We start from the raw sequence: 17,729 nt of genomic DNA, 5'->3' as shown, positions 1-17,729 counted from the left end.
TACTACTCTTGCTCGAAAGATTTAGTGATAAATTTGAGCGTATTGCAGTTTTCGAGAACAGTTCTCACAACATCATCAGTTGCACCACTGGGTAAATCCGCGTGAATTTCTAGGGTGATTTTGACTTTGGTATCGCTGAGTTTGGTCAGGTGTTGAATCACTGCATCGGCAATCATTGGGACATCCCGATTAATTCTTTCAGCGGCTAGCTCGACTGTCCCATAGAAGCGTTTCGGTAGAATTTTGATGTTATCGATCGATACTTTCTCATCCGATCGATAACCACCACTATTCTCTCGATCTTCGGTTGCGCTAGGGCTATTTGGTAGTGGGGAGATGTATGAACGATTCTCCAGAGGAGAGGCTCCGCCAACGAGCGTTGCATTAGATATTTCATCAGCTTGAAGTTGTGCGATCGCAATTTCTGGTTTGACAATCAAACATTGAGAATCGATCTGAATTTGGATATCACCCTTTCCAGCTTTTAGCCCTAAATATTTCTGTTTAGTTTCATCCCATCCGGTAGCGTAGGCATAGTTTTCCTGCCACAAGATATTGATTACGCCAGCTTGAATAGTTTGGCGCAGAACTTCACTATTTTTGAGTCGGGGTAGGTATGTATATGTTGATAAATAATCCCACAGTTGTTTGAGATTAATGTGGTTGGTATCTTTCCATAAGTAAGGATCGAGGGCGGTGAGTCGGAGGTTGCTGGGTGCGTAGTTGGTAATTAACCGTTCTTCATGGATTAGTTTACGACTAGCTCTGACGATCGGGGATTCATTTCCTTGTAGTCGCACTGCTTCCCATTCAATTGCACCTTGCGGATTCGGTTGTTCTGGTACGAGCATCCATTGGTAAGCTTCTTTGATAAAGTTATCAACTTCTTTGTGGAGCTTGTCACGATTGCTGGTAGCTTGATTGCTTTGAGATACGTCTAGATTGAGCGTTTCTTTGTCACGGACGATCGATTCCCATGCTAGATATTCAGCGACAGACTTTTCTAATGGTGGGAGTTGCGGTAAGGCTGGCGCGAGGAAGATTAATAGGTTTTTGTAATAGCGGGGACTGGTGCCGCGTTTGGTGAGGAGTTCCTGAACTGTAGTTAGCGCGAGACTATCATCGGATCTAGTGATGTGCGATCGATCGGGATGGAGAATGACTAACTTGACACCTGTAGAATTATCGTCGGTAATATCAGCACCAGATTGAGGGGCGATGTGAATGCTGGCAAATTCTCCGCGTTCTTTATCCTGTTTGAGTCGTTTGATGATTTCAGCCCAAATATCTTCCTTATCTTCGAGGATCTGGCTAGCCCTGTCGAGTGCTTGACGAGTAACATTCTGTTGCGTGGAAATCCAGTAGCGATTGCTGGTGTCCGTGTAGAGATAGGTTGCTTTCTCTCTCAGTCGCCGCAGTGCATCGCCAAACACAGCCACAGGTTCGCCTGGTTGAACGCAACCCAGTTTGATCCGTTTATCTTCGATGCCCCGATTACTCGATCGAAAGTTGGGTGCAGAGCCGAGATAGATCGTCCGAGCGACGCGGCGGGTAGCCGAATAGCGTCCCAGATTGGGCTGTTCCCGATCGAGTTGGACGGGTACAGAGTTGGCACCATCGACATCTTTTTCTAAAATTGGTATCCAATTATCATCGAGGTACCGAGTCAATTCTGACTGAGTTTGAGCATCATCGATCGCAATACTTGCAGGCATAATTAGCAAGTTACGATCGTCGCGTTCCCACAGGGTATGAATTACTTTCGCCATCAGTCGGAGTACGCCACGAGTGCGCTGGAATTTGTCCAAACTCGACCAGTCGGAATACAGTCTGTCGAATAATTCGGGATGGATTGGATAAGCTTGGGTTAACCGATTTTTATAACTGACTTCCGCACATTCACTCGGAAACTCGGTCTTTTGCGCCACGTACATCTCAAAGTAACTGCGTACCACCGCATCCCGCATCACATAGTTATTGCCATCAAGAGGTTGGAATAAGCGACGGCGAACGATTTCAAAGCTCTCCTCCGCCGAAGCAGGTCGCCAGGGCGATTCCACCCGTCCGATCGCGTTTTTAATCCGTGCAGTAGCTTCTTGCCCCCGTTCGCCACCAATCTCGATGTCTGAAGCGGGAATACTAACTACCAGCAAAGTGCGATCGGCATTTTTGGCAGATTCACTCAGAGTTTGGGCAAAGGTAATGTGAGTATCAAACGAGCCGCCTGGGAGATCGTTATCGCCATGCAATTGCCGCGCATAAGCAACCCATTCATCGACCAGAATCAAACAAGGTGCATATCGATCGAATACATCTTTGAGTGTATCGCCAGGGTTAGTACCAGTTTTATCCGCTTGAGCAATCATCGCATAGCCGTCTTTTCCTCCCAATTGCCAAGCGATTTCACCCCAGAGGGTATTAACTACAGTCCCATCGGTTTTAGTTATCGGCTGTCCAGGCGAAATTTTATTACCAACTAAGACAACAGTATTCACATCCTGGGGTGTTTCCGTCACTCCCGCCGATGCAAATACCGTTTCCATCCCTGGTAACTGCGTTGCGGGAATGCCCATACACAGATGATAGAGAGCCAGCATCGCGTGAGTTTTACCACCACCAAAGTTAGTTTGGAGTTCGATCACCGGATCGCCACCGCGACCACTCAAACGGGTTAAAGCGTTGGTTAATAGCTGTTGTAAACCCGCCGTCAGATAGGTACGCTGAAAGAATTCTGTCGGGAGTCGATATTCATCCGAACCTCGATCGAGAAATACTTCCCACAAATCGGCGGCGAATTCCGCCTGTTGATAACGCCCACTGGCAACATCTTGGTGTGGTGTAACAATTTCTCGCCACGGCTTCAAACCTGCCTGGGGCGTACCCACCATCGAGCTACTATTTTTCTTCACTTCCCGTCGAGCGCGTTCGTCATACTGAATTCTCAACAGATCTTGTTTAGAAACTTCCACCGCCTGCGCTTCTGGTGCCGAAATTGCCGACAGCAGACGAGCCATACTATCGAGGGCGCGGTAGGTATCATCTGACGAAAAAGGTTTAGTGTGCGCCCAATCATTACGAACCGTGCGGAGTTCGCTAACGATCGACCTCTCAGTTCTCCCCAAGGTTGTCTTAAACACCTCATTCCACTTTTCCCACATCACAATCAGCAATGCAGATACATCTTCCTGCAACACATCCGCCACCTGTTTGCGGACAACATAACTATCTGGCAAACAACCATTAGCCGCGCTCATCCACCGATCTCCGTGGACGCTTTTCATTTCCCGTTCGACGAATGGATATAGCCCTTCTTTGAGTAGTTGCAGAGCTTTGGTAATGCGATCGTGATTGCTAATTGACATTTTAAATAATAGTTAAATAATAGATTTGTAGGGTGTGTTATCCCGTGGGGTAACGCACCAAAAGATCGCCGATAATACATCCAATTGCTTGTATCGAAACCGAACCGATCGTAATTTTTTAAATCTGCGGTGCGTTACGCTGGCGCGATAACACACCCTACGAGATTCTATGAACTAATTCAGATCTAGCTCTTGCTGATTGGTTTCTGGTGGTTTAATTTCTAGAGAAAGTCGCGAAATCTCCGACCAAGAACTAACCAAACTGTTATACGCGATCGCCTCCGTCGTCCAACCCTTTGCTTCACAAATACTGTAAAGTCGGTAAGCTAAATCCCGCGCATTTTCAGCCTTATCGCCCAGTTCCATCAATAACGTTGCCGTACCGACTTCTCCCTGCTGCTCCAGCGTCCGAATCAGATGTTGGGTAGCCTCCCACACTGGAATCCGCTCGTCTTCGGCTGGAATCCATTTATCTGGTAACTCCTGGCGCGTCAGCAGCTTCACCTTGCCACCCTTCGCCGCCAGAATCCCCGCAGTCTCTAAGCCTTTGATACTGGTAGACTTAGCTCTAGATAGAGTTTCCGCCTCACCATACTCTCCGAACTCATACTGGTGTTGCTCGAACCATGTCAACGCCCAACGGGTATCACCATCAAATTCCCCTTCCTGTTCGTTCAGGAATTCATCCAGTGTTCTGTTAATCAGTTGTAGAGCCGTGCGTACCCGCATTTTCGATCCATCGGATTCTCGCACCGCTTTGTAACGGGAGAATACCCCCATCCCTGGGCCGATACTTGCTTGTGCCATATCCACAGGTGCAAGATTACCTTGTTGAAGATTGGCGATCGCTAGTGGTAGTTCTTGTTGAAGTTCTTTGAGAAATTGACGACGGGTAATCGATACTGCATCTACTGGGCAAGGGCGACAGATGAGAGCGATCGAAGATGCCAAGGCATTACTACTACTAGCAACCATGCGATTGTTTAATTCTGTCCGCATGGGCAAGGTACCAGTAATGGTAAAACCTGCTCTAATCAGCCCTTCTAGCATGGTTTCCCAGCCACTTGAAGCAGTATTTATATTATCCTTAGTAGTTTCAGTTTCTTGTTGCTTGAAGGCATAGTAAACAGTTAGCGGATAACCTTCATGCGCCATCTCCCGCATTCGTTGGAAGGTTTTATATAATCCTGCTTCAAAAAATTCTTTTGCTTTTTGTTGACTACCACCAAAACGATAGGGAGTTGCAACTAATTCCTGAGCTTTAGGAACGACTAGTGTATTGAAAAGATCTGGATAAACTGAACCGATTGAACGCTTGAGCCAGACGTAGAAAAAGTCTGATAAGTCAGCGTAGCCAATATTATCGTAATAGGGTGGATCTGTCGATACAACAATCGAGTTACCGTATAGATCTGAGGTAGTTGCATCTAGTTGTTTAACATACCCGTTAGCATTACAGGATGCAATATTAACAACTTTAGAAATCCACTCAATTGCACCATTAAAATTCCCTGAAGAACTGCTAAAAGGATAACACTCTGCATAATCCCAAGCCATTGGAATTGCTTGACGACCAAAAGTGTTTCGCATCTTTTCCCCTACCGCATTCCAAGTGCATACAGATGACCAATAATCAGAACATCGATCGACAGCAAACGCCAAATAAGTCGCAACTGCATCAGCATAGGCAGTTGCACTCTTTCCCCCATCATTGAGTGGTAACTTATCATCCAGCATCCCAGCACCCACCGCATCCGCCATGATTTTGACTCTAGCTTCCCCTACTAAATCAGAAAATGTTGTAAGAGCAACCAGTTGACGCGGTGTGAAGAGCTTATCAAATGTATCTAGTCCATAAATAGGGGTATTAAAATTACGAGGATTGCGAGGTAAGTTTGCTTCAGGCTTCCAATATGGTTGTGCAGAATTAGCAATTTCTTCATTTTCATCGCTGGGCGATAAATAAACTCTGCTCCTATTTCCTTCTGCTACAACCGCCATCAGTTGAGCATCCATTCGTCCAGCTTTGCCTTCACTACGGATGTAATCTAAACTAACAGGCGTGTCGCAAGCAATACAGATTCCTCCTCTGCGCCCAACAGTTTCCGCTCTAGTATTACCCGTACCCGCTTTAACCTCAAACTTAATCTCTGGCGGAGTCAGGTTATGATCGATAATCGGCTCTACCCAAGCTTCCTTACCCTCCTTCGTCGATAGCTCAAACGACTTTACCAACGGCATCTGACACCCACAAGCTGGATTAGGACACTTAACAGTTCTCGCCCATAACCAAGCAATCACCGTCGCCTCCCCACCCGTCGCTAACTCCACCTGCGGATACAAATGCCCAATCCGCTTCTGCGCCTGATCCCGCATCCACAGCCCATAGTACCGGACATCCGCAGCCAAACCCTGCGCCCCAAAATATTGACCGCTCAACTGCAAACTCAGCGTATCTGCGGCTTGCTTCTTCCCCTTACCCTTCTTCGGTGTCTCACCATCAACAGCAGCCACCACCGGATGAACCGGAGCCAGATTTTTAAACTTTGGCGGAATCTCAATCAACGCCTTCGTAATCAACACCGCCACCGGATTGAGATCGCTCCCATGTGCCTCCAAACCCAATCGCTGCGCCTCTAACGGTATCGAACCGCCCCCGCAAAACGGGTCATAAATTTTTGGAGCCTTTGCTTCCAGATACTTGCGGACATCTTCAGGCTGCGTGGGTGGTTCATCACCATTATTCCATGCTAGCGATCGAGCAATTTCCTTCTGTGCTTCCTCAATTACCCGACTATCTTTAATATCATCCCAAGACACCAATCCCCGTACCGAGGTCGAGGATTCATTCTCAAACTTACCGATAATATCGTGCAATCTTTGGCGTTCTTTATCCTGTGCTTCCTTGGTCGGAAACTTATCGACCCACCCACTCGGATCGTCCACCAACGAAGCAAACAATACCGCCCGACAAGCTGCTAAAGGTCGTCTCGCCCACCACAGGTGTAATGTACTAGGATGCCCATGTCGAATCGATTTTTCACGAGCAGACTCAGCATTAATCGCTTCCAATGGAACCGAGACTTCAATTAACTTCTTACGATACATAACATGGTAAATGATATCTCTACCTCATGTAATGTACCCAAATTAAAGTTAGTAGCTACTGTTTTAATTGAAGATATTTATTAGTACTTGAAATCGAAACCACAGCACTAATTGATTTAATAATAAATGCTAATTTTACGGAAATATTCAATTATTATTGAACATGTAAATTGTTGATAAGTCCGCATATTCTCGCGATCGATTAACTTTTTTGATACAGCGGCGAACAGTTGTATTAGCTGAGGATAATCGATCGAGAAGTACTTCAGCTAATTCCGCACTCAGTCCCGTGTTTGATTAATTTCTAGAAAGGTAGATAATAAATCTGATTTGCCAACTCACCATCCAAGGAGCATTCCAGCAGCAGTAAAATATCTTCAATTACCCGTCCAACTTGGGAACCCGATATTACCTCAATCACTCCAGGCATTGTTTGCTCTTTAGCAATGCGATCGTAAGCGTAGCGAGTAATTGTCGCGACATCATGAGTCAACAGTACTCGATTTTCTTGAGCAGCCCAAGCCAATACAGTTGGATCGTTTGCACCAGATAATTCGGTATCCTGAACGCGGATAATATCGATATCTGGTTGACGACGTAATAACCCTCGCAGAATTGTATTGTCAAAATTTTCATCTGCCAGCAGTTTCAACATATCAATTTTTCTGCTCGACGGGCTAGCAATCTGTCCCTCAATCCTTGGGGATCGAATTTATGCTCGTTGACGAGTCTAATTTCTTGAGATTGCTGTTGCCGTTGTTGCAAATATTCAGCAACTTCTTCCTGATGATTTAGATAAAAACTAATAGTGCTATAAACATCCGATAATTTTAGAGCCGGATATCGGTAAACAATTTCTTCCGCAGTTGCACCTCGATTGAAGTCAGCAACGACAGTATCTAGGGTTACTCGTGTTTTACCTACTCTGGCGACACCATCGACATCGATCTCGATCGGTATAGGTTGCGCTACGATTAACAGCATTTTTGCATTCCTGACTATACACCGCTTCAATTATCATAACTCAAAGATTAAGGTGGAGTTCACCATATCTCTGGGTCTAGCTCCTGTTGATAAGCCAGCATATTTTCTCGATCGATTAACTTTTTCGATACAACGGCGAACATTTGTATTGGCTGAGGATCGTCGATCGAACTCATAACTTGTATTGCGATCGACATACACATCGATCCATTTCCTATTTATCAGATCGAGGTTTTTTTAGCTGCACTGGAAACTCCTGCGTCGGAATTTCGCCCTTCGCCTTTGCCTCCTTCAGCGATGACTCCAGCAAAAAAGCTGCCAAGTTAGCTAGAGAGCGTCCTTGGTTATCCGCCCATTGTTCCAATTCTTCCACCACCGAATCCGGCAAGGTGACGTTGATCCGTTTGCTCACAGACTCATCAATCCCCGTATTTACTGCTTGCACCATAGTAATCCCCTGCATCCTTAAAGTTACTAGTTACATCTAATTATCACATTTCTGCACCTAATACGGTGTTAATTAGTGCTAATATTTTGAATAAGACATTTTAACTGGATTCTCAGCATCACAGAGATCGATCGTTTGTGCTGATATTGCGATCTAAATTGCACCACCAGAAACCTTTAAACATGTCTGTCGATTCATCCCTCACGCAATATGGAACTAATCTCCACCTTCGATATCAACAAAGAAGCCCTGCTGGATCTACTTCGTGGTATCCAACAGGGTAAAGTCCAGTTACCAGACTTCCAACGAGATTTTGTCTGGAATGCAGAACGGATATCTCGGCTCCTGTGCAGTATTTCCCTTGCTTATCCCATTGGCGCGATTACCACCTTCCAACTCAGTCATTCTCAACTTCGCTTCAAACCTCGTTCGTTAGCCGGAATCAGTGCCGAACCAGCGATCGCGCCTAGCCTACTCATCCTCGACGGACAACAACGCCTGACTAGTCTCTATCAAGCCCTCCTTTCCCAACAACCTGTTACTACCAAAAATCGGAGTGGCCAAAAACTCGATCGCCGTTGGTACTATATCGATATCCAAAAAGCCCTGAGCTTCCCCAGTATTGACAGAGCCGAAGCGATCGTCTCTCTCACTGAAAATCGCATCCTGCGGGAATATGGAAACGTTGTCCTGGATTTATCCACACCCGATCGAGAATTTGCCGCAGATATTTTTCCCCTCGCCCAGATTTTCAACTATTCCAATTGGCGTAGCCAGTATAGCCGCTTCTGGGACTACAAACCCGCCAAGCTAGAAGTCCTCGATGAGTTTGAAAGTCGGGTAATTAAGAACTTCGAGTATTATCAACTGCCGATTATTCAATTGCGATCGGAATTATCCAAAGAAGCGGTCTGTCAGGTGTTTGAAGACACCAATTCCTCGAATAAACCACTGAATCTATTTGACTTAATCACCGCAAGTTTTGCAGCGGATAACTTTTCCCTACGAGAAGACTGGGAAGAAAGAGAACGTCGTTTTCAACAGCAGCCTTTACTCAAAGAAGTGAAGGGCGGTGATTTTCTCCAAGCAGTGTGCCTAATTAGTACTTATTTCCGACGTTCGCGTTACCTCCAAGCAACTTCTCATCAGGCTAGAGAGCAATTACATGGAGTTGGTTGTACGGGACGGGAAATTCTGAACTTGACTCATACGGAGTATCAACACTGGGCTGATGCAGTTGCCGTGGGGTTTGAAGATGTCGCTCGGTTGTTGCATGGGCACAAAATGTTTGAGGCGGCAGATTTACCCTATCCGATGCAATTAGTGACTCTGGCGGCAATCTGTACCGTACTCAAAGAGCGTGTTGCGGCTGATAAAGTCCGCAGTCAATTGATGCAGTGGTTTTGGTGTGGTGCTTTGTGTGAATCTTTTTCAGGTTCGCCAACCAGCAGAGCAGCACGAGATTTAATCGAAACGATCGATTGGATCGATGGGGGCAGCGAACCGATGACGATTCAACAAGCTTTATTTGACGAATCTTGGCTATTAACTTTACGGAATCGAAGAGGCGCAATTTTTAAAGCGGTGGCGGCTTTGCTTAGAAATGAGGGAGTGTTGGACTTTATCACAGGGGAGAAGATTACCGATACGAAATACTTTGAGGAGAAAGTCGATGTTCATCATATTTTCCCCAGAGCATGGTGCGATCGATCGCAGATTGAAAGCAAACGGTACAACTGCTTTGTCAACAAAACTCCACTCTCAATGCGAAGCAATCGGGTACTCGGAAGTATGGCTCCAAGTAAGTATTTACAGAAAATAGAGGAGATGGGGACTTCACCAGAGCGGTTGGATCGGATCTTGCGCTCTCATTTAATCGATCCCGATTGTCTTCGTAATGATGACTTTGAGAGCTTCTTCCATCTACGTCAACAGGCTTTGATGACGATGATTTACAAAGCAATAGGCAAATCTCGTTGATGTAGCCTTTCCCGATTGGTTGAAAGTGATAAACATTCCGGTATCCCCTGAGCTAGATAACCACAACAGGTAAGTCCTAATTTTATGCTGGGCTTTTTCCCTACACCTTACCCTGACGAACTGCTCTACAGCATCATCGCTCGTTACCATATTCGCAGTGGTAATATCAGCCCCAAAATTACGCTGCAAGAATTATTCGGCTCTACCACTACCATCGCCACTCCAGATCTTCCATCCAACCTCAATTATTTGAGCAAGCAGCTCCAGCACCTCTTTCCTAACTCTGTTACCGATTTAATCGATCGATACACCCTCTATCCCTTTTATCGACCATTCCTGCCACCGCAACGCGATCGATTGATTCAAAAGTCGATGAAGGCTAACATCGGTCAGAATATTCATACCAGAGCCGGAATCATGGCAAGTGCGATCGCTACGCCCAGATATTTCCGCTTTTGCCCTCAATGCAATGCAGAAGATCTCGATCGATATGGGGAAATCTACTGGCATCGGCTGCACCAAATTACAGGGGTGTTTATTTGCCCAGAACATTCCACCCTACTCCAAGACAGCACTATTTCTTTCCAAGGACTCAATCGCCATGAGTACTATGCGGCGAGTAGCGATAACAGTGTTGTAGTTGAGCCGTGCGATACATATAGCGATAGAACGAAACAGCAGCTTCAAACCCTCGCTACAGATATTTGGTGGCTACTCAACTGTAATTTAGCCGCTCATACCCCAGAGTACTTTCAGCAGCAATATCGATCGCTATTAATCGATCGGGAATATGCCAACAGCAATGGGCGCGTTCGCCAAGTTCGACTCGATCGAGATTTTCGATTATTTTACAGCGAGGAATTGCTCACCTTACTCGATTCTAGCTTAGAGGAAAACAGTGATTCTCAATGGCTGTCTGAAGTTACCCGCAAGCATCACAAATCCTTTCATCCAATCCGACACCTATTATTAATTCGATTCCTAACCAATTCAGTAAATCGATTCTTCACTACCAAGTATCAATATCAGCCGTTTGGAAAAGCACCTTGGATCTGTCTCAATCCCGCCGCAAATCACTATCGCCAGCCAGTGATTACCGATTTGAAGATTTCCCACTGTTTGGAAAACAAACGACCGCTAGGGGTATTCTCCTGCGATTGTGGGATGATTTACTGTCGAACTGGCCCTGATGAGAGTGAAGAGGATCTATATAAAATCGGCAAGATTGTCGAGTTTGGCGAACTGTGGCAGCAAAGATTGCGAGAGCTGGTGGAACAGCAAAAATTGGGATTGAGAGCCGTTGCGAGAGAACTCAACGTGGATACTAGGACGGTGAAGCGGTATGTGTCTAATCTCAAACTTGAGAGCCATTGGGAGAAAAGAGCAGTACAGCCGATCGCTGAAAACACTTTTGTGGATGACATTCAATCGGTGGATCGATCGCTCATCCCTGCACAACAGCGAGAGGATTGGACTAACCTGCAACTGCAATATCCTGATGCTACGAAAACCGAGCTACGGAAACTTTCGCCAGCTACTTATGCTTGGCTCTATCGTCACGATCGAGATTGGCTCAACGGTAATTCTCCAGCATTGCAGCAACCTACGGCGACAAATGAGCGAGTGGATTGGGTCAAACGGGATCTCGAAGTACTCGATCGAGTCCAATTAGCTGTTGATGCGATGCTCAAGGCAGAAAAACCGCAGCGGTTGACAATCGGTGGAATTGGTAAAGCGATCGGTTTATTAGCATTGCTGGAGCAACACTTGGATTTAATGCCGATGACTGGAGATTATCTTGCAACAGTAATGGAATCGATCGAGGATTTCCAGATTCGGCGGATTAGATGGGCGATGGGGGAATTAGATCGGAGGCGGGAACCGATGGTGAGTTGGCGCGTGATGAGATTGGCTGGATTGGGCGGAAATATTAGCGATCGAGTAAAATGTTCATTAGAGGAGGAAGTAAAATAAACCTCCTGATTCAAAATATTTTTTTGTATTTGCAGTCCTTTTTCAGCGAATACAGTTTTCAAGTAAATGTGAGGGAGCTGTGGATTGGTCGAGATTTAATTTACATGGCGATGCTCCCACAAGAGCCTTTGAATCTTTAACTGGAATAATCTTTGAGCTTTGGTGTCGCCGTGAATATGACTCATCGCTACAGCAAGTGATATTTGTTAATGGCTCTGGTGGTGATGGTGGTGTTGAAGCCTACGCATTGCTAAATAATGGCGATCTGATTGGTTTGCAAGCAAAATGGTTTAGAGAGCCACTACAAGATTCACAGATAACTCAAATCAAAAGCTCTTTAACTACTGCGGCAACTGTTAGGCCAAGATTAACTAGATATATCGTCACTATTCCTAGAGATCTAGGTGATGTTAGACGAAAAGGTAAGACTGTAACAACAGAACGCGATCGGTGGAATAATTTTGTGAGTACGGCTAGATCGGACTATCCCAACATAGCTATCGATTTATGGGATGAAACAACCTTAACTAGTTTATTGGCAGAATTGGGTAGTGAAGGGCTAACTCGCTTCTGGTTTGAAAGTTCAATTGTAGATTTAGAATCTATGAAGTTAAAGCTTGCCCAAGCTCAACATGGTTGGCTAGCAAACAGATATTATCCTCTTCAGCATCAATGTGGTCAAATTCAAGACGATCTGAACTTGCGGCTCAACGGTACTGAATGTTTTGGGGATGAATGGTTACAGGAGGTTAAAAAAGTATTAGCTTTACTAAAAAAATCTCAGCTTAATCTTCAGAGGCTAAATAGGTATCAAAAAGTAAATAATAATCCTAATGCGACAGATATTATATTTCAAGTAGGAGAATCTATCAGTAAAGCGATTGCAGAGCAAGAGGAATTAGATAAATTACTTTCTAATAATTATTCTTTTCCAGTCAAATCGAATTCAAAAAAAGTAAATCTGGATTATTCATATATTTACAAATTAATTGACATACTATCAGAAGAGGATTCAAATGCAGAGAAAGGATATAACAGTACTAAAAAAATTCGTGAGCAGCTAGAGAATACAGTTGAATGCTGGAATAATAGAAAAATTACACCTCGATTACTCAATCGGTTAGGATGTCCTGTTATTTATGTTGGTGAGCCAGGAATTGGTAAAACTCATGCCCTCGTAAATACCGTTGAGCAGCACATTCAGCAGAATAAGCCAGCTATATTAATTCGTGCTAAAGATATAAACCTCAGTCATAGCTGGGATCGGATAATTGCGACAGCAGTAGGAGAGCCTAGTTGGAATGTACAGCAGGTTTGTGATGCGCTAAGTGCTACTGCGGTGCAGTCTGAAGTTAGAGCTGTTAATGGTAATCAGTCTTCACCAGTTCGTATTCTAATTGCGATTGACGGTCTTGATGAAACGACAGGATCGATTAAATGGGGTGACAAAATCGGTGAAATCGTTCCACTATCTCAGAAGTATCCACGTTTACTATTTGTTTTCTCTGTTCGTGGAAGTTTATTTGAGTGCATCAACGATCGAGTAGGGAGTAATTTTGATTGTCAAATCATTCAAGATTCTGATGCTCCTTTGGATAAGATATTTGAATCTTACTGTCAGCTTAACCAGATCCAGTGTCCATCACTAGTTCGATGGGCTTTGCAGACACCCTTTGCTATTCAGTTGTTTGCGGAACTTTACAAGGGTCAAAGTATCCATAGTGTTGTCTTGGAAGATTTTTCTCTAGTTAAGCTGATTAGCAAAAAGATAGATTGTATCGAAATAGAGATTAGTGATAAAAATAATTTCCCTAATGGAATTACTCCAGTACGAAGTTCTTTAAGGGCGATTGCTAGAAATTGTCTCGATAGAGTAGGCGGTATATCAGAACCGGAAATATTAGAAATAGCTGATAAAGCACAAGCTTCTTGTGGGCTACTATCTCGATATCAGTTGTTAGAAATATTAAATCAGTGTAGCGATCGAGGATTATTACTCAAACGAACTCAATACAACCTTGAAGATCCTCTCGCTGGAGATACATATACTTGGGATTTAGCATCACAAAGCATAACAGATTTTTTGCTAGCACACGAAGCATTTTCCTCTGTCAAAGATAATCCAGATAGATATCTAAGCTTACCAGCATACTTAGAAAAACATTCAGATGCAGTATTGCTTTCGATAAATTTACTTTGTGAAACGGGATTCGATTTTTACAATTCTAAGTTGTGGGCTGATAGTATTCATTCAAAAACAAGAGAAAATATTCAATTGACTGTTCTATCAATGATAGCTACTAACCATAGTATTAAATATCTTGAATGGGTAAAGGAACTATTCATTCGTGATATGCCAACCTGTCAGGAGATTTTGAGAAGATTGGTAGAACCATGTTTAAGAATTCCTAATCATCCATATGGTGCAAATTTTGTCCATGAAACATTATTACCATTGAGCGTAGCAGATCGGGATTTATTATGGTCTGGGCCATACTATATTCCTCATAATCATGGTGCTAAGTGGGAGGGAACTGCGAGAAATCCAGTACTTGAAACATTAGATCTAGCTGATGATGATAAATGGGATTCGGCACCTTTGTTGTTGGCATGGGCTACCACTACTGTAAATAATGGGAATCGTCGCAGAATTCGATCGAGTATCGCTCAGTGGGGTCATAATAAGCCTAGCGAACTGCTAAAACTAATTGAGAAGGCACTGGAGACTAACGACCCTCAGATGAGAGAGGACATAATGCTGTCTGCGTATGGTGCAGCTTGTCTAGTTAGACCAGATGAAACTTGGCTAGACTTATGTAATTGGATTGTCGATTTCTTCTTTAAGCCGAATAGTATTGGGGATGCGCGGAATGCGGTAGTAAGGCACTGTGCAACTAGCATTATTATGAGATGCTCTCTTTGTGGAGTTTTAATAACCAAGCAGCAGCTAAATTATGTTGAGAATTTTACTATCGACCCGAATGAATTATTAGCAATCGATCGAGAAGCAGCACTAAATGTACACGATCATGGTGGATACTCGCCAATTGATGGCGATCTTGCTTGGTATGTTGTACCTAATGCGGTTGAACCATTCTTTGGTTCTATAAAAGATTTTGTCTTTAATCCTCAACCTTATGAATCTGTTCAAGATTTCATCCAGATATATTCACAAACTTACAATTTACCAGATTTAAACGCTCGTAAGTTTACATTTGGGTTTGTTAGAGCATATATAAATCAACTAGGTTGGTCGGAAGATATTTTTTATGGCAAACCTAATGGAGGAAAAGATGGTGAAATAGTAGGTGCTGATATCGCAATCGTAAGAAAGCACTCGTCTGCTTCTCATGGAGAAAGAAGCTCAGTATTGACTTTTGCTGAAAAGTATGTGTGGCTGGCAATTAACGAACTAATTGGGATTCTTGCTACTTGTCTACCAGCACACGATGATAGCGATCGACCATTTGACCTACCTGTATCATTAAGTCTGTTGGTGGAAATTAATAATCCAGCAACAGATCTGAGACAGCCCAAATTGGACGAAGAATATCTAATTCTCCCATTTCCAGATTTATCTCCAGATGCTCCATTATTGAGTGAATTGCAAACCGATCGATCTAATGAATGGGTCAAAAAGGCAGCATTGCCACCCGTCGAGCCATTGATTCAGATCGATTCATCTTGTCTTCCTGAAGATGCTAAACAACATGAGTGGTTAGTTCTACAGTCATTTGCTAATTTTATAAACGATGATAGTCAATCTGTTTCAGCTTTATGGACATCATGCTTCACAATATCCAAGACCCATCTACCCTCGCTTAGAAATGGGATGGTAGATGAAAATACATGGCGGGATATTCATGAATTCAAGGGAGGAATCAGGTCTGCTGAATTTTATCAAGATCCATCGGAGGTCGTGTGGGCAAAGTGGATACAGGACATAGAATGCGATCGAGATTTGATCTTAAAAGATAGATCTGGTGAAAATATAAAGGTCGCGGCTAGAGCAACAAGCTGTAAATTCCACTGGCAGAATTCCGAGACTGAAGTAGAAGAATGGATTCCTACGAGCAATCTATGTCAACACTTAAAAATAGTAGATTTTCAAAGTGGTCGCTTTATCAATGATGCTGGAGATGTTACTTGTTTGTCGTTAAAACAAGACATCCAAGACAATAGTTTTCATGTTCTCGTTATCCGAAAGGATATTATGGATGAATACCTGAAGAAAAATAAATTAGCTATCGTTTGGGGTGTACGGATATTTCGTGAACCATCATCTACGTTTGCGATGTTGTCAGAAAAAGGAGAAAGGATGTTTCGGGACTATAAATCAATAGTGATTCGCTCCAAAACAGCACTAGAGATAATCCACCATAATGATGTAATTCAAGCGTGGGGAGCTAAAAAAATCAACGTAGATTGAAAATTCTATTGATGAGATTGCGAGTAGCTTCTAGATTGCTTTGCTTGTAACCCAGTTTCAGTAAATATTAGAGAGATCGAACTAAATTTAGTCGATCGATACTGGGTTGTAAGCATTCCACGCATGGGATCGATCGATTTCTATAACTCTATAAACATATATCTGGCAGCTTAGTACTCGATCCCATGCAAATACTCATTAATGGCTTAAAGTAGATATATCTGGATGAGGGTTGGACATGCAAATTAAATCTATCAAAGTTTATAACTTTAAATCTTTAGACAACTTTGAATTACCATTGGCTAAATTTAACTGTTTAGTTGGACTTAATGGTTCGGGTAAGTCAACGGTATTGCAATTCTTTGATTTTTTATCTCAACAATTTAGAGGCGATCTGATTGGTTGGTTGAAGAAGCGACAGTGGGAGGCATCTGACCTTAATTCAAAGCTGACTCGAAAGCAAAACATTAGTTTTGAAGTATTGCTAATCCATCCTGATGATTTTGAGATTAAATGGTCTGCTAGTTTTAATCGTCAAACCTTGCACTGCACTAACGAACGAGTAGAATGGGATGAAAACACGATCTTAAAAGTAGAAGATGGTAGTTATAGCATTTGGGAATTATATGATGAATTCAAAACGAGAAAAGATTATCCGAATATACCTATAGTTTATCAAGCAAGAGAGCTTTCAATGTTCGGAGGGATAAACTTTGATTACCAAGGCTCTTTAATATCACTGATTAAAGAATCTCAACTACCTAACGAATTACTTCAACTAAAGAAATTTTTCACCGATCTACATGCCCTCGATTTACTAGCTCCCGAATTGCTTAGACAAAGGACTAGAGACGCAGGTAATAGCTTAGGATTAGGTGGTGAGAAGCTCTCGGCATTTTTGTATGAAATTGGGGAAGCAAAGCGAGTTAGTATTCAAGCAAAACTGGCTAAAATTTATCCACGATTCCGGCATCTCGATATATTATCGCTGCGCTCTGGTTGGAAAAGCCTTACCGTTCAAGAGCAATTTGGAGATACGATCGTCAAGACGGAAGCTCGACATGTAGCTGATGGATTTCTGCGGATGTTGGCAGTATTTGCTCAACTATCTAAAGAGCAAAGTTTTTTGTTGCTTGATGAAATCGAAAATGGTGTTAATCCAGAACTAATTGAGTTCCTGGTGGATGAATTAGTTGACTCCGCTCCACAAGTGTTGATTACTACTCATAGCCCGATGGTTTTAAATTACCTAGAAGATGATGTTGCGATCGCGGGAATTATTTATATCTACAAAAATCAGATTGGGGCGACTCAGGCGATCCGATTGTTCGATATACCTAGAATGCGCGAGAAGTTGACCGTTATGGGTGCGGGCGAGGTGTATGAAGATACGCTGTTAACGCAGCTAAATGCAGAAATTTTGGGAGCTAATTGATGCATTTAG

At 43.4% G+C, this 17,729-nt stretch carries 10 protein-coding genes; 4 read left to right on the top strand and 6 right to left on the bottom strand.

Going from position 1 to position 17,729, the window contains the following annotated elements:
- Positions 1–2: 2 nt before the first annotated feature.
- From ACEW9J_RS02335 to ACEW9J_RS02310, 6 genes are all read right to left on the bottom strand, one after another.
- Positions 3–3,362, bottom strand: a complete 3,360-nt coding sequence (locus ACEW9J_RS02335) for a Swt1 family HEPN domain-containing protein (RefSeq protein ID WP_373543539.1) — start codon at positions 3,360–3,362, stop codon at positions 3–5.
- 174 nt (positions 3,363–3,536) lie between these two features.
- Positions 3,537–6,470, bottom strand: a complete 2,934-nt coding sequence (locus ACEW9J_RS02330) for a DUF1156 domain-containing protein (protein ID WP_373543538.1) — start codon at positions 6,468–6,470, stop codon at positions 3,537–3,539.
- 304 nt (positions 6,471–6,774) lie between these two features.
- Positions 6,775–7,125 (bottom strand): DUF5615 family PIN-like protein, encoded by a 351-nt coding sequence (locus ACEW9J_RS02325; protein ID WP_373543537.1) that lies wholly within the window; start codon positions 7,123–7,125, stop codon positions 6,775–6,777.
- A complete protein-coding gene (locus tag ACEW9J_RS02320) occupies positions 7,119–7,454 on the bottom strand; it encodes a DUF433 domain-containing protein (RefSeq protein WP_373543536.1) in 336 nt (111 codons plus the stop codon). The genes ACEW9J_RS02325 and ACEW9J_RS02320 overlap by 7 nt, the downstream gene beginning before the upstream one ends.
- Before the next feature lie 59 nt (positions 7,455–7,513).
- Positions 7,514–7,651, bottom strand: a complete 138-nt coding sequence (locus ACEW9J_RS02315) for a hypothetical protein (RefSeq protein ID WP_373543535.1) — start codon at positions 7,649–7,651, stop codon at positions 7,514–7,516.
- A gap of 17 nt (positions 7,652–7,668) precedes the next feature.
- Positions 7,669–7,917 carry a hypothetical protein gene (locus tag ACEW9J_RS02310; protein ID WP_373543534.1) on the bottom strand — a complete coding sequence of 83 codons (249 nt, stop codon included), beginning with the start codon at positions 7,915–7,917 and terminating at the stop codon, positions 7,669–7,671.
- Positions 7,918–8,112: 195 nt separating this feature from the next.
- Between ACEW9J_RS02310 and ACEW9J_RS02305 the strand changes: the two genes are divergently transcribed.
- The 4 genes from ACEW9J_RS02305 (at position 8,113) to ACEW9J_RS02290 (ending at position 17,720) form a co-directional block, all read left to right on the top strand.
- On the top strand, positions 8,113–9,882 hold the full coding sequence (locus ACEW9J_RS02305; protein WP_373543533.1) for a DUF262 domain-containing protein: 1,770 nt from the start codon (positions 8,113–8,115) through the stop codon (positions 9,880–9,882).
- An 84-nt stretch (positions 9,883–9,966) separates the two neighbouring features.
- Complete coding sequence (locus ACEW9J_RS02300) at positions 9,967–11,856, top strand: TnsD family transposase (protein WP_373543532.1); 1,890 nt, start codon at positions 9,967–9,969, stop codon at positions 11,854–11,856.
- Positions 11,857–11,935: 79 nt separating this feature from the next.
- Positions 11,936–16,285 carry a hypothetical protein gene (locus ACEW9J_RS02295; RefSeq protein ID WP_373543531.1) on the top strand — a complete coding sequence of 1,450 codons (4,350 nt, stop codon included), beginning with the start codon at positions 11,936–11,938 and terminating at the stop codon, positions 16,283–16,285.
- Between the two features lie 238 nt (positions 16,286–16,523).
- On the top strand, positions 16,524–17,720 hold the full coding sequence (locus tag ACEW9J_RS02290; RefSeq protein WP_373543530.1) for an AAA family ATPase: 1,197 nt from the start codon (positions 16,524–16,526) through the stop codon (positions 17,718–17,720).
- The last annotated feature ends 9 nt before the right edge of the window (positions 17,721–17,729 follow it).

This window comes from Chamaesiphon sp. (assembly GCF_041737865.1).
In the GTDB taxonomy this organism is placed as follows: Bacteria; Cyanobacteriota; Cyanobacteriia; order Cyanobacteriales; family Chamaesiphonaceae; genus Chamaesiphon.
This window is presented reverse-complemented; position numbering and strand designations above follow the sequence as displayed.